Annotated in this window: 17 protein-coding genes; 11 read left to right on the forward strand and 6 right to left on the reverse strand. The window is 41.6% G+C overall.

What is annotated here, in order from left to right; all coding sequences use genetic code 11:
• Positions 1-64 precede the first annotated feature (64 nt).
• Genes G504_RS0102800 through G504_RS0102825 form a run of 6 tightly spaced genes read left to right on the forward strand, consistent with a single transcriptional unit; the run spans position 65 to position 8675 of the window.
• The gene (locus tag G504_RS0102800) at positions 65-1114 is read left to right on the forward strand and encodes a sugar phosphate isomerase/epimerase family protein (protein WP_019668615.1); all 1050 of its coding nucleotides are present in this window, start codon (positions 65-67) and stop codon (positions 1112-1114) included.
• A gap of 27 nt (positions 1115-1141) precedes the next feature.
• Positions 1142-2296 carry a Gfo/Idh/MocA family protein gene (locus G504_RS0102805; RefSeq protein WP_019668616.1) on the forward strand — a complete coding sequence of 385 codons (1155 nt, stop codon included), beginning with the start codon at positions 1142-1144 and terminating at the stop codon, positions 2294-2296.
• Positions 2297-2326: 30 nt separating this feature from the next.
• The gene (locus G504_RS0102810) at positions 2327-3439 is read left to right on the forward strand and encodes a zinc-dependent alcohol dehydrogenase (RefSeq protein ID WP_019668617.1); all 1113 of its coding nucleotides are present in this window, start codon (positions 2327-2329) and stop codon (positions 3437-3439) included.
• A 45-nt stretch (positions 3440-3484) separates the two neighbouring features.
• Positions 3485-4504 (forward strand): NAD-dependent epimerase/dehydratase family protein, encoded by a 1020-nt coding sequence (locus G504_RS0102815; protein WP_019668618.1) that lies wholly within the window; start codon positions 3485-3487, stop codon positions 4502-4504.
• Complete coding sequence (locus G504_RS0102820) at positions 4501-5469, forward strand: Gfo/Idh/MocA family protein (protein WP_019668619.1); 969 nt, start codon at positions 4501-4503, stop codon at positions 5467-5469. The genes G504_RS0102815 and G504_RS0102820 overlap by 4 nt, the downstream gene beginning before the upstream one ends.
• A gap of 11 nt (positions 5470-5480) precedes the next feature.
• Positions 5481-8675, forward strand: coding sequence for a PVC-type heme-binding CxxCH protein (locus tag G504_RS0102825; protein WP_019668620.1), 3195 nt, complete (start codon positions 5481-5483; stop codon positions 8673-8675).
• On the opposite strand, the gene G504_RS0102830 is transcribed toward G504_RS0102825, so the two are convergent.
• The 4 genes from G504_RS0102830 to G504_RS0102845 form a co-directional block, all read right to left on the reverse strand.
• The gene (locus G504_RS0102830; RefSeq protein ID WP_019668621.1) at positions 8672-9013 is read right to left on the reverse strand and encodes an L-rhamnose mutarotase; all 342 of its coding nucleotides are present in this window, start codon (positions 9011-9013) and stop codon (positions 8672-8674) included. The genes G504_RS0102825 and G504_RS0102830 overlap by 4 nt on opposite strands.
• A 27-nt stretch (positions 9014-9040) precedes the next feature.
• The gene (locus G504_RS0102835; protein WP_157473015.1) at positions 9041-11554 is read right to left on the reverse strand and encodes a DUF7133 domain-containing protein; all 2514 of its coding nucleotides are present in this window, start codon (positions 11552-11554) and stop codon (positions 9041-9043) included.
• Between the two features lie 94 nt (positions 11555-11648).
• The gene (locus tag G504_RS0102840) at positions 11649-12986 is read right to left on the reverse strand and encodes a GntP family permease (protein ID WP_026348354.1); all 1338 of its coding nucleotides are present in this window, start codon (positions 12984-12986) and stop codon (positions 11649-11651) included.
• 12 nt (positions 12987-12998) lie between these two features.
• Positions 12999-14729: an IlvD/Edd family dehydratase gene (locus G504_RS0102845; RefSeq protein WP_019668624.1), complete on the reverse strand. Its 1731-nt coding sequence runs from the start codon at positions 14727-14729 to the stop codon at positions 12999-13001.
• A 315-nt stretch (positions 14730-15044) separates the two neighbouring features.
• Here G504_RS0102845 and G504_RS0102850 point away from each other — a divergent pair, with 315 nt between their 5' ends.
• The 5 genes from G504_RS0102850 (at position 15045) to G504_RS0102870 (ending at position 19264) form a co-directional block, all read left to right on the forward strand.
• The gene (locus tag G504_RS0102850; protein WP_019668625.1) at positions 15045-16115 is read left to right on the forward strand and encodes a sugar phosphate isomerase/epimerase family protein; all 1071 of its coding nucleotides are present in this window, start codon (positions 15045-15047) and stop codon (positions 16113-16115) included.
• 21 nt (positions 16116-16136) lie between these two features.
• Complete coding sequence (locus G504_RS0102855) at positions 16137-16922, forward strand: SDR family NAD(P)-dependent oxidoreductase (RefSeq protein ID WP_019668626.1); 786 nt, start codon at positions 16137-16139, stop codon at positions 16920-16922.
• 193 nt (positions 16923-17115) lie between these two features.
• Complete coding sequence (gene sqr, locus G504_RS0102860; RefSeq protein ID WP_019668627.1) at positions 17116-18360, forward strand: type III sulfide quinone reductase, selenoprotein subtype; 1245 nt, start codon at positions 17116-17118, stop codon at positions 18358-18360.
• Positions 18361-18381: 21 nt separating this feature from the next.
• Positions 18382-18690, forward strand: coding sequence for a TusE/DsrC/DsvC family sulfur relay protein (locus G504_RS0102865; RefSeq protein ID WP_019668628.1), 309 nt, complete (start codon positions 18382-18384; stop codon positions 18688-18690).
• A 49-nt stretch (positions 18691-18739) separates the two neighbouring features.
• Complete coding sequence (locus tag G504_RS0102870; protein WP_019668629.1) at positions 18740-19264, forward strand: DsrE/DsrF/DrsH-like family protein; 525 nt, start codon at positions 18740-18742, stop codon at positions 19262-19264.
• Positions 19265-19403: 139 nt separating this feature from the next.
• On the opposite strand, the gene G504_RS0102875 is transcribed toward G504_RS0102870, so the two are convergent.
• Positions 19404-21410: a DUF3604 domain-containing protein gene (locus G504_RS0102875; RefSeq protein WP_019668630.1), complete on the reverse strand. Its 2007-nt coding sequence runs from the start codon at positions 21408-21410 to the stop codon at positions 19404-19406.
• A gap of 321 nt (positions 21411-21731) precedes the next feature.
• Positions 21732-23045 carry an OmpP1/FadL family transporter gene (locus tag G504_RS0102880; protein WP_019668631.1) on the reverse strand — a complete coding sequence of 438 codons (1314 nt, stop codon included), beginning with the start codon at positions 23043-23045 and terminating at the stop codon, positions 21732-21734.
• Positions 23046-23442: the final 397 nt, after the last annotated feature.

The following is a 23442-nucleotide window of genomic DNA, read 5'->3' on the forward strand; positions in this document are numbered from 1 at the left end:
GACAAAATTCAAATACTCTTGATCTGGTTTACCTATTTTACAAAAAGAATAAATACTTAGAAGCATGCAACAAAACAACTATCCCAAACTACATAATGCCTCCTGGCCCGGAGTAGTAGGCAAGGGCCCGGATTCTGAACCACCTATCTCTATCGATACTATGATAGAACTTACCGCAAATGCGGAGATAGACGGGGTTAAATTTGACGGATTTGATCTTTTTCTGTTTGATCCGCATATGAATATTAATGCCTCCGAAGATGAAATCAAAGCAATGGCAGATAAAGCCTTATCAAAAAACCTTGAAATAGGTAGCCTGGTTGCACCTGTCTGGACTCCCACAGGCGGTGGTTCAGCTATGGGCACCAAAGAAGAACGAAAACAATTTGTGACACAGGTGCGAAAGTCATGTGTCATAGGACAAAAATTAAGGGAGATTGGGGTAAGGCCTAATGGCATAATCCGTATAGATTCATCCATTGATCCTGAGACATGGGCTTCAGATCCGGCAGGCAATACGAAGCTCATTGCGCAGACATTTCGTGAGGCCTGTGATGTGGCAGCAGACTATGGGGAATCTCTTGCAGCAGAGGGTGAGATTTGCTGGGGAGGCATGCACGGGTGGAAATCCATGATCAATACCCTTGAGGCCGTAGACAGGCCAAATATTGGATTTCAGGCCGATATGGCGCATACGTTATTATATCTTTTGGGGTATAATAAACCTGACGAAAGAATATTACCGGAGGACTTTAAATGGGAGGACAGGGCAACATTGACCGAAGGGCTTAAAAAGCTGACTTCAGCCCTGAGGCCCTGGACCATAGATTTTCATGTTGCACAAAACGATGGTACCGTATTCGGGGCCGGCTCTCATGATAAAACAGGAAGGCACTGCCTTGCTTCAGACCCAAACGGGAAATTAGATATAGCTGTTGATGCCGGACACTGGCTAAGAAATGAGGATGGAAGCTTAACCAAAAAAATAAGACATATTTGCTGGGATGGTTGCATGTTTCCCAATGAAGTAATGATGCAGCAACAAACTTGGAATGATGTTTTGGAAGCCATGATAAAGGTACGTGAAATGCATGGCTGGTATGAAGCAATTTAATGGATATATAAAATCATAGGACTATTAATGGGAATTAAAAAAGAAATTAGAATAGGATTGGTTGGTTACGGATTTATGGGTAGAACCCATTCCAATGCATATAAAAGAATGGGAGATTTCTTTCCGGAGCTGGAATACCGGCCTGTACTCAAGGCAGTATGCGCCCGCAACAAGGAGCGTGTAAAAGCTTTTGCCGAGCAATGGGGTTACGAATCTTTTGAAACAGATTGGAAGACTCTGATTGCAAGGGATGATATTGATGCCGTGGATATCTGTACGCCAAACAATATGCATGCCGAGATAGCAATAGCCGCTGCAGAGTCAGGAAAGATGGTGCTCTGCGAAAAGCCGCTGGCAAGAACGGTTGCAGAAGGGCAACCCATGGTGGATGCAGTTGAAAAAGCAGGAGTCAAGAATACAGTTTGGTACAATTACCGCAGGATTCCTGCAGTAACACTAGCTAAACAGCTTATTGATTCGGGAAAACTGGGCAAAATATTTCATTATCGCGCTAATTTCCTGCAGGATTGGACCATTAGCCCGGAACTGCCTCAGGGTGGCGAAGGATTATGGCGATTAGACAATGATGCGGCCGGTTCCGGGGTAACAGGTGATCTATTGGCACATTGTATAGATACGGCCATGTGGTTGAATGGAGGAATTAAAGATGTATCGGCAGTAACGGAAACATTTATTAAGGAAAGAGTGCATACTGCTTCAGGGGAGGTTCAAAAAGTGGATATAGACGATGCCTGTATTTTCCATTGTCATTTTGATAATGGCTCATTGGGCCTTTTTGAATCTACGCGTTATGCAAGAGGTCATAAAGCATTATATACCTTTGAAATCAATGGAGAGCACGCTTCCATTAAATGGAATTTACATGATCTTAGTCGACTTGAATATTTTGATCACCGAGACGAATCAATAGAACGCGGATGGCGCTCTATTCATGTAACGGATGGTGATCAGCCCTATATGGATAAATGGTGGGTACCAGGTTTGTCTATTGGATATGAGCATAGTTTTGTACATCAGGTGGCAGATTTCTTTAAAAGTATTGAAACAGGGAAACCCTGTTCCCCGACTTTTCGGGAAGCGCAGGAAACTCAGAAGGTATGCGAAGCTGTATTGGAATCAGCTAAATCCAAAAGCTGGAAAGATACGGGTGTCTCCTGGTGAGCAAGCAGTAAAAAGAAATGACACATAGTAATGAGTGAAACAATTAAGGGATTCTGCCTTCAGGGAAGAGAAAAGATAATACCTAAGACAGGGGTTAAGGTAACCGGCAATACGGCAGTTATAGATATGGAATTGCCTGAGTTGAAGGAAGGAGAAATAAGGGCCAGGACTTTATTTACCGGTATATGTGGTTCAGACAATAGTGCCTGCCTGGGGAAACCAAATTTTGATTGGGTGGAACGACCCAGGATAATTGGTCATGAATTTAGCGCTGAGGTATTGGAATTGGGTCCCGGGGATCATGGCGATGTGATGGTAGGAGATGTCTTTATACCCCTGGCCATGCTCGGTTGCCAGGATGAAGATTGTCCGGCATGTAGTGTGGCCAAATGGAATTTATGCACGTCAAAACAGATCATCGGATTTCACAGAAATGGAGGCTTTGGACAACAGGTAGTTTTGGAGTCTGATAGGGTAGTGCCTTTAATGAAAGGATTAACGGCGGAACAAGGCGCACTGGTTGAGCCTCTGTCCGTTATAGTAAATGCACTGCACAACAAGTGTAACATAAAACCCGGACAGGATGTAATTGTTACAGGTTGCGGGATTATTGGTTTGATGTCTGCCGAACTAGCCAGGGCCGCAGGTGCCAGGGTTGCAGTTACCGGCATAGAGCATGATGTTAATGTGCGATTAAAGAAAGCAGCTGAGCGTGGATTTATTACCATAGTTGTTTCTCCGGAGAATACATTGCCCGGGCAACTGGCAAATGGAATAACAGATAATAATGGTATTCCTTTTGGTGCTAATGCAAAAGTAGATTTGCTCATTGAATGCTCAGGGGTACCGCAGGTACTTACGGAAGCAATATCGGTAGTTAAGCCGGAAGGCGATATTTGTGTAATTGCCACCTATCCTAAGGATGTGGAGATCAATGCTACACATCTCACCCGTACGTCTTTGAATATGCGAGGTTCCATGGGTTCTTGCCGAGACGATTATATGGTTGCTCAAAAGCTAATGGCGACAGGGATATTTCCATCGGAACATTACATTAACCGATATGATTTTAATGATATCAGTGAGGCTTTTGAAGATTCGATCCTTGCCAATAATGTAAAAGCCGTGATTAAAATGAATTAATGAACGCGAATTAAAGTCTTATTTCAACTAATCGTAATATAATCTATGCATACAATTTTCATAACCGGGGGTACGGGTTGTATTGGTTCGGTCACTATTTATAAGCTCCTGCAATCGGATCAGGTAGGAAAAATTGTAGTTGCTTCCAGATCTGGTAATCACGAGACTTTGAAATTATGGCTTGGTGAAGAGATGGATCCCAGACTGGAATTCATAGTCCTTGATGTTGCAGATTACAAAGCTATCTCAGAAATACTTCCAAAGATAAACCCAACACATATAATACATTTAGGGGCTTACCAGAGTCCGGACTGTTCCAGAGCACATATTCGGGGAATGGAGATAAATACCGGCGGTACTATGGCCCTTTTTGACGCCGCAGAAAAATTGGCTAATCTAAAAAGATTTGTATTTGCAAGTTCTGCTGCAGTGTATGGCATGAGAGCAATGTATCCGGAATCTGCTATAAGGGAAGATGCCCGGCTGGCCCCGCCAAATCATTACGGTATCTGGAAACTTGCAGGGGAACACCTCGCCCGCTTGTTTCATGACAATACAGATATTCCCACGGTATGTCTCAGGATTAATACCACCTATGGAAAAGGAAGGGATAAAGGAAAGACTTCTGCACCAACCAATGGGCTAAAGGCTATTGCAATAGGAGCTGCTACCGGTGCGAAAATTCCTTTTGAAATGCCTTATGGTGGAAGGGAGAACTATCATTTTGTAGAAGATGTAGGGACTCATTTTGCGGAATGTGCCCTACAGGATTTTGACGGTTTCGGAGCTTTTAATATTAAAGGTGAAACTATCCCAATTGAAACTTTTTTAAGTATAGTAGAAGAGGAGGCCTATAAACTTGGAATGGGTGAGTTTACAGATCTTTCTGTTGCTGAGGGAGCACCGCCTAATTTATTTGTTTCCGACTTAAGCCATGATAAAATAGAAAGAACGTTTAATAACTTACCCTTAACTTCAATTGCTGACGGCATTCGGATTTCCCTTCAGGAATTCCTCAAAATGGCAACCAACGGAGTTTTGAAATATTCAGTAGAAAGTTCATGAATACAATAAAAATCGGATTTATCGGAGCAGGAGATATAGCAGACCTGCATGCGGAAGCCATTAACGGGCTTGAGGGTGCCGAGCTGGTTGGATTGTGGAACAGAACCATTGAAAAAGGCCAGAGGAAAGCAAAGCAATATGGGTGTTCGGTTTATGCAAATGTAGATGAAATGTTGCTCGACCCGGAGATAGATGCAGTTTTCATCCTTACAAATATGGAAACGCATTGCGAATATACCATAAAAGCAGCCCGGGCCGGGAAACACATATTGGTTGAAAAACCTGCCGCATCCAGCATTCAGGAATTGGTAAAAATGCAACAAGCAGTAAAGGAGGCAGGGGTGAAATGTATGCCAGTGCATAATTATATTTATGAACCGGGTATCTTAAGAACGAAATCGATGATTCAGAATGGTAGCCTGGGAGACATTACCCAATTTTATATGATGTATAATATACATCATGCAGATGATATCAGAGTTCGCTACCCCGGGGTTATAAGACAGATTTTGACGCATCATTGTTATACGATGCTCTATCTTGCGGGGAAACCCAAAACTATATCCTGCCTCAAGCATACCGTAGACAGCACAATTGCCCCGCAGGAAAATGTGGCTATGGCCAATATTCAAATGGAGAATGGCGTACTGAGTCATTTATCGGCAAGTTTCGCCAATGACGACCATTCCGGGGATCCATGGACCTGCATAATAAAGGTGATTGGAACAAAAGGCAGTACCCGTTATAGCTATCGGGATTGGGTGATAAATGAGCGAAAGGGTGCGCATTCTCAAACCTATTACAGCTATCCGGAATCCATTAAAAATACAGCTACTCATTTTATAAATAGGGTATTGCGATCAGGAGAGGAACCGCTTTCAACATTGGAAGACGCTATAAGCTGTCAACGAATTATTGAAGCTTGCGAACGTTCTGAAAAAGAGGGGATCCATGTGAAGTTTTAACCAAAAGGCAAATGAACCTAGTATCAGGAAATGTTATGTGTGAAAAGAGAAAAATGGATATTTCAAAATTATTTTTATCCCTCATTTTTATAGTGCTGTTTATTTCATGTGGCAAGAAGAGCAATACCCTGGAGTTAAAAAAGGGCAATCATATTGTACTTATTGGCAATAACCTGGGCTCCCGGATGATGAATTTTGGTCATTTTGAAACGGAATTGCAGTTACGGTACCCGGATAGCTTACTCTTTATAAGAAATATGTGCGATGGTGGAAATACACCGGGTTTCAGACCACACTCTTCCAGAAATTCGCCATGGGCCTTTCCGGGAGCAGAAAAGTTTCAGACCGAACTGGCTGAACCATCCGGAAGTATCGGGCATTTTGAAACAGAAGATGAATGGCTGAACAGACTAAAAGCCGATATTATAATCGCATTTTTTGGATATAACGAATCTTTTCAGGGTAAAGAAGGCCTGGAGAATTATAAAGCTGAATTACAGGCATTTATTCAGCATACTTTAAACCAGAAATACAACGGTGAAACAAGCCCGCAATTAGTTTTGGTTTCTCCTATTGCTTTTGAGGACCTGTCGGCTAAAATGGACCTGCCCAGTGGCATAAAAGAGAATAAAAATCTGGCTATGTATACGCAGGTCATGAGAGAAGTAGCGGCAGCAGATAGTGTTTTGTTTGTAGATGCTTTCGAAGCCTCGGGGCAATGGTTCACAGAGGAGAAAAAAGATTTGACTGCAGACGGATTTCAACTTAATGATTTGGGGTATCAGAAATTAGCAGAGCTTCTGGCAGACCGGATATTTGGAAACAAAGAGAGTGAAGCAGAGGAGAATCGCAATTTGGTACATGAGGCTGTAATGGACAAAAACTGGTTTTGGCATAACGATATTAAAATACCCAATGGTGTGCATGCCTATGGAAGACGTTTTAATCCTTTTGGCCCCGACAATTATCCTTTTGAAATAGAAAAAATACGACAGATGACAGCCATTCGAGATTCCGCGATATGGGCTGCTCTTAAGGGTAAAAAGATAGATGTAGCGGCTGCAGATGATAAAACCCTTAAACTTCCGCCTGTTAAAACCAATTATGACCCGGGGCAAGGGGATGTCGAGGCAGGTTATTTGTATGGAAGAGATGCGTTGGACAAGATCAAAGTTGCCAGTGGCTATAGACTGGAATTGTTTGCCTCCGAAAAGGAATTCCCGGACCTTGCAAACCCTGTGCAGCTTTCCTTTGACAATAGAGGTAGACTTTGGGTAGGAGTAATGCCCAGTTATCCGCATTACAGACCGGGTGACAGTAAACCAAACGATAAGCTGCTTATTTTGGAAGATACTGACAATGATGGCATGGCCGATAAGCAAACTACATTTGCTGATGGTCTTCACCTCACCATAGGTTTTGAATTTGCTCCAGAAGGCGTGTATGTCTCTCAGGGTACTAACCTAGTCTTACTCACGGATACAAATGGAGATGATAAGGCCGACACAAAAGAAATAATACTAAGTGGATTTGACGACCATGATACGCATCATGGCATAAGTGCCTTTTCAGCAGACCCATCCGGCGCCCTTTACATGGCAGAAGGGGTATTTTTACATACCAATGTAGAGACTGCATATGGACCGGTCCGGGCTACCAATGGCGGGTTTTACCGTTACAGCCCGCAACGGCATCATTTGGAGCGTACTGCTCAGCTTCCTATTCCAAATCCCTGGGGAATTGCCTTTGACGAATGGGGCCAGAATTTCTTTGCTCATACATCCGGGCCTGATGTTACCTGGATGATGCCCGGAACTATCAGGCCAAAATACGGACAGGCATCGCCATTGCCTAAAAACCTGATACAGGAGGAACACCGGGTTCGCCCTACTTCTGGTCTGGAGTTTATTTCCAGTCGCCATTTTCCCGATGACGTCCAGGGCGATTTGATCATCAATAATACTATCGGATTTCTGGGAACCAAACAACATACTATGGTGGATGACCCGGAATCTGCCGGATACTTAAGCAAACACAGGATGGATTTGATGACATCTGATGACACTAATTTTCGACCGGTGGATATGGAGTTTGCTCCCGATGGATCACTTTATTTGGTAGACTGGCATAATGTGTTGGTGGGTCATATGCAGCACAATGCCCGTGATCCGTTGCGTGATCATGTTCATGGTAGAATATATCGGATCACCTATCCTTCGAGGCCTCTGGTGAAGGCGGCTAAGATTCATAATGCAAGCATTGATGAGTTATTGGATAATTTAAAGCTTCCGGAATACAGAACGCGTTATCGCACGCGAAGGGAATTACGGGCCAGGAATTCTGCCGAAGTACTTGCCAAAATTAAGGAATGGGTCAATGACCTTGATAAAAATGATGACAGCTATGAGCATAATGTCCTGGAAGCCTTATGGGTAAGCTGGGGATTAAACCAAATCGATGATTATCTTTTAAGGCAACTTTTAAACGCTGAGGATTTCAGGGCAAGAGCGGCTGCAGTGAGGGTATTGAGGTATGCCGGTCATCAAATTCCTGACCAGGCGGAGTTATTGCTCATAGCTTCCAAAGATGATAATCCCCGAGTGCGGCTCGAGGCTTTGGTTGCAGCTTCGTGGCTGGAGAAGGAAGCCGGACTTGCTGTACTTGAGACCGCAGCTCAAAAACCATTGGATGATTGGATGAAGTTACCTTTTGAGGCAGCAATGGCACATATTAGTGGCCATAATCTTGGGCAGGACCCTGAAACAAAGGGTGTAAAAACCGAACTTGAAGGTAAGGAACTCGACTTGTTTGTTAAAGGTGAAGAAATCTACGAAAGAGAGGGCTATTGTATAACCTGTCATCAGCCGGATGGAAGAGGTTTAAGTGCATCCCAATTTCCGCCACTTGCCGGGGTTAAATGGGTAACAGGTAGTGAAGAGCGCTTAATTAAATTAACACTCAAAGGGCTTATGGGACCTATTGATGTAAAAGGAAAAACATATCCCGGGCAGGTTCCTATGACTCCATTTGGTGGAATGCTGGACGATGAAGAGGTGGCAGCTGTATTGACCTTTGTCAGAAATGCTTTCGGAAACAAGGCCACAGCCATCTTACCAGAAAAAGTTAAGGAAATAAGGAATAATATTGAGGGTAAAGAAGGTTTTTATACTGCCGAAGAGCTTTTGACGGAACATCCAATTGATTAATCATCGGCTTCAAATTCAAATATTTTGTCCATTGGAAGCCACTTTTCACCAGGTTTAGCGAAAGGCAAGGCCTGCTGATAGTTCCACATTAAAACCTCCCATTCCTGTACTTTTTCATTGCCGGCATCCAGTTTCGCTTTTCTATCGAAAGAAAAACCATCTTCTACTTCAATAATCATAAATAACCGGTTCCCAACCCGATAGATTTCCATGTGGTTAATACCGGAATTTGCAAGACTATCCAATACTTCGGGCCATACATTGACATGATACTCCTCATATTTGGCAATAAGCGCATCGTCATCTTTTAGATCCAATGCGAGACAATGTTTTTTCATCCTATTGATTTTTTAAAATGATCATTTTTAAAGGTCAGAATCAAAAATAAAACTATCCAATTCGGCAGAAGTCCATGGTGTTATTTTACCCTGGGTACGAAACCTTATTTTTCCAACTGTGCCGTTTGAAATGGCCTCAGCGCTATTTCCCCAGCTATTTCTTATATAGGTAGATATAGCAGCTATGTCTTCATTCTGCAGCGTTGAAAATGAAGGCATATTGGGTAATATTTCCGGAATTCCGTATTCTTTTCCATTGACTGCAATGGGTCCTTCCATACCATGCAATAAAATCATGGCCAGTTTTTCTTTATCCCCTGTAACCCATTCAGAATCCTTTAATGGCGGAGCAAAGCGGGACATGCCTTCTCCTTGTGTGCCATGACAATTAGCACAAAGATTTAAATATTTTTGCCGACCCGAAGCCAAAACTATCTGGTCAATTTCTATTAAATTTTCTTTGGAATCCACAATTTCGATGGGTTTGCCCGGCCAGATGAATAATTTTTCCAGGTTGGCCAGTAAGTTTCCATCCAGGTCATCCCCGGAATTTCCTTTTTGGAAAATAAGGGGAGGTTCAGTAAGTTCAATTTTTGCCTCATCCCGGATAGCGGTGCTGTTTAGAATACCATTTATAATGGCATTAGTAACCCATTCCGTTTCCTGATTTTCTGTAGTATTCAATTTATTTAGAACAGGTGTAATTTCTTCTTCAGCTCCCTTTGCGGCAATTGCACTTACCAGCATTTCAACAAATATTTCCCTGTTCTGATCATAGGTTTTCCAGGCGCCATCAGACATGAGATTCTTGAAAAACACATACTCTTTATTGTTCAAACTACTCATGACAACATCACGCGCCACAGGATTCTGATCGTATTTTACTAGAAACTTCTTTAAAATATCAAATGCAGTTTCTTTATTTAGTGCATCTGAACTTAAGACCATTTGCAGCTGTAAAACAGGGTCCGCATTATCGTAGGAATTCGTAATAAAATCCTCAATTTCTTTACGAATTTCAGGTTGCGCATTAGACATAGCTGCAGCCAGGCGCAAGGCTGTCTGTGCAACTTTTGGATCTGTTGTGTGCAGGGCAGAAAGATAGGTTTTTGGACTGGTAATACCCAACCCTTCAAGAGTCCATAAGGCATGTAGCTGTCCTAAAGCATGTTCAGAAACCACAAGTTTTTCTAATTCGGGGACAATACTCAGATCCTTGCTTTCCACCAGTAAGCGCTGCGCCATATCCCTGGTCCAGCCATTAGGATGCTTTAAAAGATTAACAAGTTCAACGGGATTTAACCTGGAAAGATCCTTAGGATTTTCATTAATTTTCTTCTTTGTGGTAATACGCCATATCCGACCCATATTAATAGGTTTGTCGAGTTTCCGATTCAGGGTTACCTCGCGCAGATAATCTGTCATATAGGGTCCGTGCTGAATTATTCCTTTATACATATCCACTACATAGAGCGCCCCATCAGGGCCCGATGCCAGAGAAATTGGCCGAAATCGTTCGTCTGTGGAAGCCAGGAATTCACGGTTTTTATAAACACCTTCAGCACTTAACATAAAACCATCTTCAAGAATTGAATTTCTTTTGATCAGGTTTCCGGTAGGTTCACACACAAAGGCATTTCCCATATATGATTCAGGTAGGACGTTACCCCGATAAACCAAAGGACCGCAAGCAGATGCAAATTCGAGCAATTTCCCTTCTTCATCCAGGGTTCCGGGAACATACCCGCGGTTGACGGCAGTATTACTTCTTATTGGGTATATTTTGCGATCAAGTGTCAGGCCATGATCTATACCACTGCTGCTTATATGATTTTTGTTTCTCCGGAGTACGTTTGGCGGTACAAGATCTGCATGTAACTGAGACCAGTTATAGTTGTAAAATAAACGTCCAGAATTATCGTGGCAGATTCCCCATTGCCCTCTGAATTCGGTTTCTTCTTTAATCCAGTCAGAATCATTTTGGCGGTAGCGGGTTTTAGATTTGGCATTGTAATACCAGTTGTCCATCCCTCTCCATAAGCCATTGGCTGAATGTTCCGGCATTCCTTGTCCTCCATAGGTGGGATCTACCAATGTCTTTTTATCCGCTATGAAATCCCCGTCACTATCTTCTGCAAACCAAAGCGGAATATTTTCCGCAACAAGCGCTCCTCCGTTAACAACGGCAATAGCTCGTGGAAGTACCAGGCTATCCAGAAAAATGGTACTTGTATCCATTTGTCCGTCCCCGTCATTATCAAATAATACGCTGACCCTGCCAACTGGGTCATTTTCACCCGTACCATCAATATCCTGCATAAAACCAATCATTTCAACCACCCATAGTCTGCCACCCTCGTCAAATGAAATTGCCACAGGGTCCTGCACAAGAGGCTCCGCTGCTACCAATTGAATTTCAAGTTCGGGATCTGCCAAATCAAAAGAATTAAGTGCTTCAGAAGGCGATAGAGGAGGAGAAGGCTCTTTTTTACAACTATGCAGACACGTTATTAGTACTACAAAAAGCATTAGTGTTCGCATCCTATAGAATAATTTACTTTCTCTGAACATAGTACTCTAAAATACGATATTTATATTTTGGAAAGGACTTTCAGGCATTTTGAAACTTTTTGTCCTAGATTATAAAGGTTGCTATATAAACCATTAATGCAGCAAATGTACCAACAACAAAAGTGCCCAGGGTATATACCCTGTAGCCGGTTTTTACATCAATACCTGAAAACTGCGTGAGGATCCAAAATCCGCTGTCATTTGCGTGGGAGACTACCATGGCACCTGCACCAATAGCTGCTACCACTAATGCCTTATCTACTTCGGTAGCAAAACCCATAGAAATCAATAAGGGAGCTATGATTGATGCTGTTGTGATTAAGGCAACAGTAGAAGACCCCTGAGCCGTTTTAATAGCAGCACAAAGCATAAAAGGTAACCAAATTCCCAGATTAGCTGTTGAAAGGGTATCTGCAAGGGTAGTGGCGATACCACTATTTTGTAAAATGGTACCAAAAATTCCACCGGCACCGGTTATAAGGATTATGTTTGAGGCATCAGTAAGAGCCCTGCCCACCCAGCCTGTGGTGGATAATATGGTTTTGTCCCACTTTCTCGGGAGTAAGAAAGCGAAAAGCATTCCAATTATTAGTGCAATTACCGGAGAACCGACAAAGGTGATAAACTTTACCCATGCAGTCTCTGCCTGGCCCTCAGTCAAATTGAATTCTACAAGAGACTTACCTACAATTAGTAAGATAGGGATGAGGATGGGTAAAAATGACTTAAAAGCACCGGGAGCCTGCTTAATTTTTTCCTGAATTTCATCTTCTGAAATATCGGGATTTGGATCTATATAATGTTTGCTCCCCATTTTCTTACAATAGAAAACTGCGACGATAAGAGATAACACGCCAATGACAAGACCAATTAACATAACGAGTCCGACGTCTGCACCAATAATCCCTGCAGCTGCTATAGGACCGGGAGTAGGGGGTACCAAAACATGTGTTATCATAAGTCCCAGAATCAAGGCCGTGGCCGTCCCAACTATAGATAAGCCAGCTCTTTTGGATAAGCTTTTATTCAATGGGTTCAGGATAATAAACCCACTGTCTGCAAACACAGGGATAGATACCACAAAACCGACCAAACCCATAGCTTCATGTACCCTGTTTTTTCCTATAAGCCTGAGGATAATTTCCGCCAATTTAAATGCGCCCCCTGAATGCTCCAGAAATGCACCTATTATAACACCAAGGACAATGACTACGCCAATTTTACCGAGGGTGATCCCAAATCCGTCATTGATAGATTTTACCACCATATCCAGTTCCATTCCGGAAAGCAAGCCAAAGAAAAGTGCAGCACCAAGCAGCGCTAAAAAAGGGTGTACATTTAATTTTGCTGTAAGTAATACAATAATTACAACACTTATCAGGAGCAATAAAATAGATATCATAAAATTAGTGGTTTAGTGTGCATCACGCTTTACTACTGAACTAGATTTTCCTACTAAAAAATCAAGATCTGCACCCAGGTGGGCCTGCTGCACGGTTTTTATATATAAGTTGGTATATCCTCTGTTGGAAGCAGCTTCAGGCGGAGTCCAGTCGGCCCTGCGTTTTGCAAGTTCTGATTCTTCCACTTCCAAATGCAGTTTTCGGTTTGGAACATCAAGGACAATATAGTCGCCTGTTTGCACAAGCCCTAAAACACCGCCTATTGATGATTCCGGAGAAACATGCAAAATAACCGTACCGAAAGCCGTGCCACTCATTCTGCCATCTGAAATGCGAACCATGTCCTTTATTCCTCTTTTTAAAAGTTTTTCGGGAAGGTCTACATTGCCCACTTCCGGCATACCCGGATAACCGACTGGTCCGGCCCCTTTTAGTACAATTATGCTATTTTCATCTATTTCCAGATCGGGCCGGTCTATAGTAGCATGACAGTCTTCAATATTTTCGAATACGACAGCCCGGCCTCTGTGGGTCATCAATTCCGGAGTGGCTGCAGATGGTTTTATGACAGCGCCATCTACGCATAAGTTGCCGTATAGCACGGCAATCCCGGCTTCTTCAATAAAAGGTTTATCAATTGCGGCAATTACTTCCAAATTATAACACTCCGCTTTTTTATTATTCTCACCAATTGGTTTACCATTAACCGTTAATGCATCATTATGAAGATGTTCCTTCATTTGTTTGATAACTACTGGCAATCCTCCTGCATCAAAAAAATCTTCCATCAGGAACTTTCCAGAGGGCATTAGATTGACCAATAAGGGAATTTTACTACCAAGAGTATCAAATTCTTTTAAGTTGAGGGGTACACCAATTCTTCCTGCTATTGCTTGTAAATGGATAATAAAATTGGTAGAACCTCCTATAGCTGCATTTAATTTAATAGCATTTTCAAAGGCCTTGCGGGTAAGTATCTTTGACAACTTCAAGTCTTCTTTTACCATTTCCACTATTCGCCTGCCGGATAATTGTGCCAAAACTTTTTTACGTGAATCAACCGCTGGGATAGCCGCAGCGCCGGGCAAGGTTAATCCAAGAGACTCAACCATGCAAGCCATAGTGGAAGCTGTGCCCATGGTCATGCAATGTCCCGCACTTCGCGCTGAACAGATCTCTGCTTCAATCTGATCCTCCGCGGTAAAACCTTCGTTCTTAATCTTATCTTTTAGGGTCCACACAAATGTTCCGGAGCCAATTCGTTCTCCTTTGTATTTTCCATTGAGCATTGGTCCTCCCGGTACCACGATCGTGGGGAGGTCCACACTACAGGCACCCATAACGGTTGAAGGGGTGGTTTTGTCGCAGCCGGTTAAAAGAACTACTCCATCAAGTGGGTTTGCACGTATACTCTCCTCGGTATCCATACTTGCCAGGTTTCGGAAAAGCATTGCCGTTGGCCGCATTAAAATTTCTCCCATGCTGGTGACAGGGAATTCAAAAGGAACCCCTCCGGCTTCAAGAACCCCCTTTTTAACAAACTCAGCAAAATCTCTTAAGTGTCCATTACATGGGGTTAATTCCGACCAGGTATTGCAAATACCAATTACGGGTCTTCCATTGAAATAATCATTCGGATAGCCCTGATTTCTTAGCCATGACCTGTGTATAAAAGCAGATTTTGGATCTCCTGGGTTAAACCAATCCTCACTTCTTAATCTTTTTTTCTTGTCTTTTTCCATTAGTTGATATTTCTTAAGGGTATACCTGATATTTTAAACCGGCCTGAATTATTTATATGTAAATCAAGGTATCATCTTTAATGCAGTTAACAAAATGGATTTTGTATTTATTTCTAATCTACGGTCTTTTTATGTAAATATTTACAGGGACTGAAAATCTTTTATTACTTTTAGTTAAACTGTTTTGTTCGATTAACCAGAATTCCTGAGCATACTACTAATAAGTTATAGGACCCTTTTTTTTTTGCAGGAAGCGGATGTTTTCATTTTAAAGGGATCAGACTAATTAGTATGGACAAAAGATAATTTAAACTAATGAAGCGAAGAAGTTTTATAAAAAAAAGTAGTTCCGCCGGGTTATTAACTATGTCTTTGCCTGTAATTCCTTCCTTTTCTACCACAGTTTCTGAAATGCGGTTTGGTATTGCTGAGGCATCCTATATGCAGCGCAGGTATGCAAAATTAGATAGCAAATCGTATCCGCCTTTTACAGATTCCTTACAAATGATTGAGCACTGCAGTACTGCCGGATTTGGTGGTGTACAGTTCAGTGTTCGTGGATGGGATGCATCCTATGCAAAAAAAGTAAAAGAAAGGGTTGAAGAATTAGAACTCTTTTTTGAAGGCCAGATTAGATTGCCAAAAGATGACTCTGACCTTCAAAGATTTACTACCGAAGTTACTGCAGCTAAGGAAGCCGGGGCAGATATTCTTAGGACAGCATGTTTATCGGGCCGCAGATACGAGACTTTTGATAGCATGAGCGCTTTTCAGGAATTCAGAAAAAAATCAATATATTCTTTAAGGTTGGCAGAACCTGTGGTTCGCAGATATGGCGTTAAGCTCGCAGTTGAGAACCATAAAGATTGGCGGATTGCAGAAATGATAGAAATTCTGAAACTTATTGACAGCGAGTGGGTAGGAGTGACGCTGGATACAGGCAATAACATCTCTCTCCTCGAGGATCCTATGGAAGTAGTAGAAGCACTTGCACCTTATGCGTTTACAGTTCATTTAAAGGATATGGCCATTGAGGAATATGAAGATGGGTTTTTAATGGCAGAAATTAATTTGGGGGATGGTATTCTGGACGTGGACAAAATGATTTCAATAATCAGAAAACATAACCCGGATATCCGCTTTAATCTGGAAATGATAACCAGAGATCCGTTGAAAATTCCGTATTTAACACAAGGATATTGGGCAACTTTTGATGAACTGCCAGCAAGTGAACTTGCCCGGTTTCTATATAAAATTAAAAAAGAAGAAAGTTCTGCACCCCTAATGGTAGTATCCAAAAACCCGGCAGATGAGATTCTGGCCCTCGAAATTGCTAATAATAAAGCGTCCCTAAAATATGCCAGGCAGCGTCTGGGTTTTAGTTAATAAAACTTAAAAAACAATAAAATGAAAGAAACACCTTTACCTGGAATTAGCCAATTTAATATGAAGGACCGAACAGCCATGATCACAGGCGGTTCCAAAGGTCTGGGTTTTGCAATGGCTGCCGGATTGGCATCTGCAGATTGTTCCATTGCCCTGGTTAGCAGAAATTTAGAAGAAGGCATAATATCAGCAGAAAAACTTACCGAAGATTTTGGAGTAAAAGCAAAGGCCTATTCTGCCGATGTAACCAATTTAGTTCAGGTGGAGGCAGTTGTAAAAGAAATTGGAAATGATTTTGGCAAAATTGATATTCTGATCAACAGTGCAGGGATTAATATCAGAGGGGCAATAGATGAACTAAGCCCGGAGGAGTTTAATCAGGTTATGAAGGTGAACGTAGAAGGTACCTGGAATGCTTCACGCGCAGCTACTCCTATGATGAAAAAAAACAATTATGGCAGAATTATAAATATGGCCAGTACCCTTGGACTGGTAGGGTTGGCTAATCGTACCCCTTATGCGACCAGTAAGGGTGCTGTTGTTCAAATGACGAGGGCTTTAGGTCTGGAGCTGGCCCCTTTTAATATTACGGTAAATGCCATATGTCCCGGACCTTTTTTAACTGAAATGAATATTCCGATTGCGAATACCAAAGAAGCGAAGAATTTCATTGTTGGAGCCACGGCTTTGGGCCGTTGGGGAGAATTGCGGGAAATTCAGGGGGCAGCAATATTTTTGGCCAGCGATGCCGGTAGCTATATGGTAGGGTCTATGCTTACCGTGGATGGGGGCTGGACAGCCAAATAAAGAGTGTTATATATTGAGAATTCTAATCCAGGTACAACTTCTGCTTTATCTTGCTATTACCGCTAAGTAACCAGTGTTACACAAGGCCCATTTATGACTTTTGTCATGTTTTACGGCTCCTCCTATAATTAATTTTACATCACTTAATACAAGTAAAAAAGTCTTGTATTTAAACTAAACAAGGTAAATAGTTATGAAAAACGTAGTCATTTTAGGCGCAGGAACTTCCGGAACAATGATGGCAAATCATTTGGAATCTACACTACCCAAAAAGGAGTGGAAAATAACCATTGTAGACCAATATAAAACACATTATTATCAGCCTGGATTCTTATTTCTTCCATTTGATATTTATACGACAAAACAGGTTAAGAAAAAAGGAGCCAAGTTTTTACCTAAAGGGGTAAACTATATCCAGGAAAAAATAGATTTAATAATACCGGAGAAAAACAAGGTAGTGCTTGCAGATAACCGTGAGTTGCCGTATGATATTTTAATAGTAGCTACAGGAACGAAAACTGTACCTGAAGAAATTGAAGGCATGATGAGTCCAAAATGGTATAAAAATGTCTTTGACTTCTATACTTACGAAGGTGCCAAGGCATTAAGGGATAAATTTAGAACCTGGGAGGGTGGAAAACTGGTAGTCCACATCACTGAAATGCCTATTAAATGTCCTGTAGCACCGCTGGAGTTTGCATTTTTGGCCGATTCCTATTTCAAAAACAAAGGAATGCGGGATAAGGTAGATATAACCTTTGTGACACCACTTGATGGAGCTTTTACTAAACCTCGAGCTACAGAGGCCCTTCATTATTTATTGGAAGAGAAGAATATTAAAGAAGTTACCGATTTTAATATAGAGCGCGTAGATTATGAGAATAACAAGATCATAGATTACGCGGATACAGAGGTAGAATATGATCTTTTAGTAACCGTTCCTACAAATATGGGTGATCCATTGCTGGAACGCTCAGGTTTGGGAGATGATCTCAATTATATTCCTACCGATAAAGCGACTCTGCAGTCCACAGATCATGAGAATATATTTGCTATAGGGGATGCTACCAATTTACCGGCATCAAAAGCGGGTTCGGTGGCTCATTTTGAAGCTGAAATTCTAACCGAAAACATATTACGCTATATAAATGGTGAGGAATTAAAAGAAGAATTTGATGGTCATGCCAATTGTTTCATTGAAACTGGAGGAGGTAAAGCATTATTAATAGATTTTAACTATACAACGGAACCGGTTGAAGGTACATTTCCGTTTCCCGGTGTAGGACCATTAAAACTCTTAAAAGAGAGCAGAATGAATCATATGGGTAAACTTGCCTTCCGCTGGATATATTGGAACATGCTCTTAAAAGGTGTGCCTATACCATTTGTGGATGCACAAATGTCGGAAAAAGGGAAACAATTAGAAAAAGTAAAATAAATAAATCTAAATAAGAAAAACATGAAAAAAATTATAGCAGATCGGGAAATTGATGTTAACGAAGAAGGTTATCTAGTCGATTTTAAACAGTGGGATAAGGAAGTGTGTCGTTCTCTTGCAGAAGAAGAAGGTATTTCAATGACTGAAAGACATTGGGATGTCATTGAGTACCTGCAGGACAAACACCAAAAAGAAGAACCCCTGTCAATAAGAGGTATTAAGAAGAGTGGTGTTATAAACATTAAAGAATTTTATAGCCTGTTTCCGGGAGGACCTCTTAAAAAATCCACATTAATTGCAGGGATTCCCAAACCTAAGAGTTGTATCTAACCTTTGAAAAGATATTCTAAGAGTTTAACGTTAATATAAAAAAAGAGAGATGAGCGAAACAACAATAAAACAGAAAAGCGAAACAGAAGTAAAAGAGGTAAGCAAAACGCAAGTAAAAAAGATGCTTTTTATTCTCTCCAAAGGTACTTTGGAAAATGCATATGCGGCATTTGTAATGGCAAATGGGGCAAGGATGGAAGGTATTGAGGCCGAAATATTTTTCACATTTTTTGGACTGGAAGCAATTCAAAAGAAGAAATTGGAACATTTGCATACAGCTACCGTAGGTAACCCTGCTTTGCATATGCCAACTATGTTAGGTGGTTTGCCGGGAGTAGAGGCATTGGCTACTAAAATGATGAAGAAGGAAATGGAGAAATTAGATATGCCTCCTATTAGTGAATTTCTTGAAATTTTATCAGATTCCGGTTGTAAACTTTGGGGTTGTAAACTGGCCATAGATATGTTCCACCTCGAAAGAGAAGATCTTATTGATGAATTAGATGGGGTATTGACCATCGGGGACTTTTATGGCAGGGCCAACGAAGAAGGAACTCACCTGTTATTTATCTAAACAAGGCGACTAACCTAATAAACTTCGTTGTGAATTTTAGGGAATACCCTGCCATTTTTTTTGGCAGGGTATTCTTTTGTTTAGTTAAAATGATAAAAAAAAGCGCCTTAAATGGCGCCTTTTAAATTTTCTTTACAATCTAACCCGGTGTATACCATATTGGACTGGTATAGGCCCGTTCCTGTTGGCTGGTTGGGGCACCCTCGGGTAATTCCTTGCCAAAACGGAAGGCATCGTATAAATACCAGGGGGGCGTGGGAATTTCCATTACTCTGACATAATAGAAGGCCCGTTCAGACGGGTCAAAATCGGGGTCTGTCCAAACTGTAGCCAGTTCAGACGCCCCTATTGTGTTGGTCCAGCTTGCCGTAGCAATGTCTACTGTATTTCCTACTGCCGGGACCTTACCATCTCGTCCGGGTTTTCGATTTCCGGACCAGGCCACATCGTAAACTTTTTCATGTGTATCACCATTCGCATCAAGCCATCCTTTAATGATCTGTATACGGTCCAGGTTTGCCCCGATAGCATCTCGTATGGCATAGACCATAAAACTGGGTGATTTTCCGGAAGGTGCATTTACCAGATCACCTCCCATGGGAACACCTTTGGCATAACCTGCGAAAGCCGGTTCCCTGCTTTGTATATCTTCTTCGGTATATTCCCAGCCACCAAAAAAGCGAACCATCATGCGCGGACCGGTGGTGGCATAAACTTCTTTACGGTGCATGGCATCCCAGATAGACTCCCGGGTATTCTCCTTGGCCCAAACCCCGGTAATGCCTGCAGCAAGTTGCGACCAACCTAGTATTTCCCCATTTTCATTTTTCATAAAGGGATGTGTCATTCTTTCCGGAGAAGGTTCATAGCCAGTGTGTTTTCCAAAAAAATTATTTTCCTCTACGGTAGACAATGAAGTATGGCTATCTGTTGCACCCTGCAATCCAAATTTGTAAGGATTAGTTCCAAATTTTTCCTCCAGGACCAATCCATTTTTTAGAGCTTCGCGTGTATATTCATACTGAAGCATATCATCTGTTTTTGCCTCAGAAAGATCCAAATTTCCTATATCCCATTTATAGTAATCAGCAAACTCATCGTTCACAGAAAGGAAAGGATGCGTTTCACCGTCACCTTTTATCTGGGTTATTTCATAGGTACGCTCCCATTTGGCACGCTGCTCTACATAAAATTTGTCTAGCTTTTTACCGGTATACTGGGCGTCAACAGGAAACATAATACCATTAGAGAGGTTTCCATTATGGGCTAATGTCTGTACTTGTCCCCCGGTTTTAGTTTCATAGTCTTCCAGATACTTATACAGATCAAGAGGATCCGTACTGCCAATTGGGGCCTGCGTAGTATAAGGTACTACTTGTCCTGCCTTATCTGCCCCATCGCGAAAAATTACATTTCGGTGCATGTTTCCACCCCTGACCAAAGAAGTCCATTCAAAACCTATAAAGGCTGTAAACTGCCCTGGATCATTAAATTCTTCTGCTGCGGCAATTACATCCTCCCATATAGATTTGTACCTTTTAGCACCCGGTGAATAATTGCCAAGCAATTCAGGATCTACTTCTCCCTGTGAAAAGGTAGTAATAAGGTTTAATGTAGTCTCAACAGCCTCCTGTCCGCCGGCCCTAAAGCCATTAGACCAGCGTTCGCCCTGTTCATATTCCATAACAAAGGGCTCTGCGGCCAAAAGATCGGTAATAAACCCCAAACCGTCAGAATGGTCGGCTACAACCAACCAATCTAAAGGTCTTGCTAACCTGGCCTTCTGTCCGGAAGAAGCAGTTACTTCTTCACCCCGTGCAAATCGATAGGCTTCACGCACGCCCAACCGATTTCCAAATCCACCGGCATCCATGGAAAGCCCGGTGTGTAAATGCGTCTCTCCCCATAAAGGAAAAGTTGCGAATTCACGTTTGGCATATGGCGAATACGTTTCCCCGGTATATTTGGTAGAAAGAATGCGACGCAAGTCCTCATCGGTGTTGGTGGTTTCACCCACCTTTAAAGGTTCCTCTGATCCTTTCACGGTTTGAGAATCTGTCCTGGATTCTTTCGATTTGTCCGGAGTACATGAAATAATGAGTGTAAAGGAAATAACTAATGCAATTAACCCGGATAATAATTTCATATTTCTATCAATTTAAGTGATCAAAATTATATAACTATAGGGGGGGGAGAATTCTATATAAATATAGATAATTTTCTGAATTCTGGGTTGTAAAGATGCAATTTATTTTTTAGAAGGGCGTATAACAGAATCATGTGAAACATATTAAAAATAGGCCTTTTAGCCTGATCATATACTTACCAAATAGGAATTGTTGTATCCGATGAAATTAGCAGCAAATTATTACAATATCAGCCGCATCAATTCTGAATAAAAAAAGCGGCATCCATTATGATGCCGCTTTTAATTTTCCGGAACGGATATTTTGTATCAGGTTCTCTGCTAGTTAAGGAATTTGTAACTCGCTCCAACCATAATCATACTGGTGGTCATATCATAGGATACTTCACTTCCCGGAATTGCTCCGTAAGGAGGGAAGTTTGAAATAAACTGAGGATTAAGTAATGGTCCTGAAGTGGCCTCCCCACTAAAGCCCATGTGGTAAACACCATCAATTGCCCAACGATCACTTATTTCATAACTCAAGCCCAGTTGAAAGGCATTTTTAATAACCGCTGTCGCGGGTACGCTAAAGAATGCCACATCACTTTCAATAGGATTTCCACTGTAGGTATATCCAAGTCGTAATGGCAATCTGTCTATACCTTTAAACTGTATTCCCGCAGAAACAATGCTGATATTCTTCCAGCCAAATCCTGCAACGGAAAAAGTCGGGGTCCAACCTACGGCTGAAAACCCGGAAGCCTTATCGTATTGCACATACCTGTAATCAGCTGCAATATCAAACTGGCCAACAGAATAACCAAGGCCAAGGGACCACATAGCAGGATAATCTATTTTGAATTTATTCTCGCCGGTACTGGAATCAAGATAAACGTTCTCCAGCGTAAAATCGCCAAAAGACTGCTTCGTTTTATAAGAAGCTCCGGCGGAGAATCCATTACCTGAATCATAGAATAATCCAAATTGAGCTCCAAAACCAAAAGCGGTTGACTTATCTGCAGATGGATATCCGGCAGTTGGACTTGGATTGGCAGTTGGGTTTGGTATTAATTTGAGTGATGCATAGTTGAAAGTAGGTTGAATACCTACAGAGAACTTATCGGAGAGTTCATAAGCATATGTGAATCCTAACTGCAACAAGCTGTAATCAGATTCAACCCGGCCAAATCCGCCCATATTCTGTGGCATATTAATGGGATTGGTGGTGCTTTCCGGGAAAGTAACCCCAAATCCACTAATTCCAAAAGCCGAAGCACCAAAGGTATGCCTGCTACCTTCTTTACCCCAAACCATGGCTAAAGCTGGCAAAGGAGAAACACCTCTGTCGTCTTCAGTTGTGCCACTGAAGAAATTTCCGGTGGGTGCACCGGTACTGTCAAACTCGGGTACAGTGGAACTCAATTCCGGAGAGGAGAAGAATAAACCCAGGTCAAACTTAATGGTTTTCTCATCAAATGTTGAAAGAGAAGCAGGGTTCCATTGAATTGCACCTGAAATATCTAATGGCTGACCGGTAGCGGCCCCGCCCATCGACATGTTTACGGCACCAACACCCTGCATGATATGGCCTGCCTGTGAAAAGGCAGCAGTTGCAAATAATAGAAAACAAAGTTTTAGAAAATATGCTTTCATGTTTAAATGATTTATGCAACTAAAAACAAATCCTAACCGCTTCAATCAAAGGTTATTTTTTATTGATAATTGCTGGTTAATATCTCAAATTTGAATCAAAATTAACTTCAACATTATCAATTATTTATGATAAATATCATAGATTATATCCGTGCATAACAAAGCCTCAAACAGAGTGAATTAATGTCAAAATATCTTTATTTATAACCTCATAAAACCCTTATTATGAGTAGTTTATGAATTTTGATTTTTGTATTGTTTCCATAAAGAAAGTTGTGTAACCAAAGTTACATTCAAGGGGTGGAAGGGTGCTAATTTTTGTAATTTTAAAATATAAATTTGCGTCAAACAGGACTCATTGGATAATAGCAGTGTGAAATGATAATTGTCATTCTTT

The sequence above is a fragment of the Eudoraea adriatica DSM 19308 genome (genome assembly GCF_000382125.1).
GTDB lineage: Bacteria > Bacteroidota > Bacteroidia > Flavobacteriales > Flavobacteriaceae > Eudoraea > Eudoraea adriatica.

Bases quoted from the DNA above. Each gene is read 5' to 3' on its own strand.
- G504_RS0102800 (WP_019668615.1), top strand. From the start codon at position 65: ATGCAACAAAACAACTATCCCAAACTACATAATGCCTCCTGGCCCGGA.
- G504_RS0102805 (WP_019668616.1), top strand. From the start codon at position 1,142: ATGGGAATTAAAAAAGAAATTAGAATAGGATTGGTTGGTTACGGATTT.
- G504_RS0102810 (WP_019668617.1), top strand. From the start codon at position 2,327: ATGAGTGAAACAATTAAGGGATTCTGCCTTCAGGGAAGAGAAAAGATA.
- G504_RS0102815 (WP_019668618.1), top strand. From the start codon at position 3,485: ATGCATACAATTTTCATAACCGGGGGTACGGGTTGTATTGGTTCGGTC.
- G504_RS0102820 (WP_019668619.1), top strand. From the start codon at position 4,501: ATGAATACAATAAAAATCGGATTTATCGGAGCAGGAGATATAGCAGAC.
- G504_RS0102825 (WP_019668620.1), top strand. From the start codon at position 5,481: ATGAACCTAGTATCAGGAAATGTTATGTGTGAAAAGAGAAAAATGGAT.
- G504_RS0102830 (WP_019668621.1), bottom strand. From the start codon at position 9,013: ATGAAAAAACATTGTCTCGCATTGGATCTAAAAGATGACGATGCGCTT.
- G504_RS0102835 (WP_157473015.1), bottom strand. From the start codon at position 11,554: ATGCGAACACTAATGCTTTTTGTAGTACTAATAACGTGTCTGCATAGT.
- G504_RS0102840 (WP_026348354.1), bottom strand. From the start codon at position 12,986: ATGATATCTATTTTATTGCTCCTGATAAGTGTTGTAATTATTGTATTA.
- G504_RS0102845 (WP_019668624.1), bottom strand. From the start codon at position 14,729: ATGGAAAAAGACAAGAAAAAAAGATTAAGAAGTGAGGATTGGTTTAAC.
- G504_RS0102850 (WP_019668625.1), top strand. From the start codon at position 15,045: ATGAAGCGAAGAAGTTTTATAAAAAAAAGTAGTTCCGCCGGGTTATTA.
- G504_RS0102855 (WP_019668626.1), top strand. From the start codon at position 16,137: ATGAAAGAAACACCTTTACCTGGAATTAGCCAATTTAATATGAAGGAC.
- sqr (WP_019668627.1), top strand. From the start codon at position 17,116: ATGAAAAACGTAGTCATTTTAGGCGCAGGAACTTCCGGAACAATGATG.
- G504_RS0102865 (WP_019668628.1), top strand. From the start codon at position 18,382: ATGAAAAAAATTATAGCAGATCGGGAAATTGATGTTAACGAAGAAGGT.
- G504_RS0102870 (WP_019668629.1), top strand. From the start codon at position 18,740: ATGAGCGAAACAACAATAAAACAGAAAAGCGAAACAGAAGTAAAAGAG.
- G504_RS0102875 (WP_019668630.1), bottom strand. From the start codon at position 21,410: ATGAAATTATTATCCGGGTTAATTGCATTAGTTATTTCCTTTACACTC.
- G504_RS0102880 (WP_019668631.1), bottom strand. From the start codon at position 23,045: ATGAAAGCATATTTTCTAAAACTTTGTTTTCTATTATTTGCAACTGCT.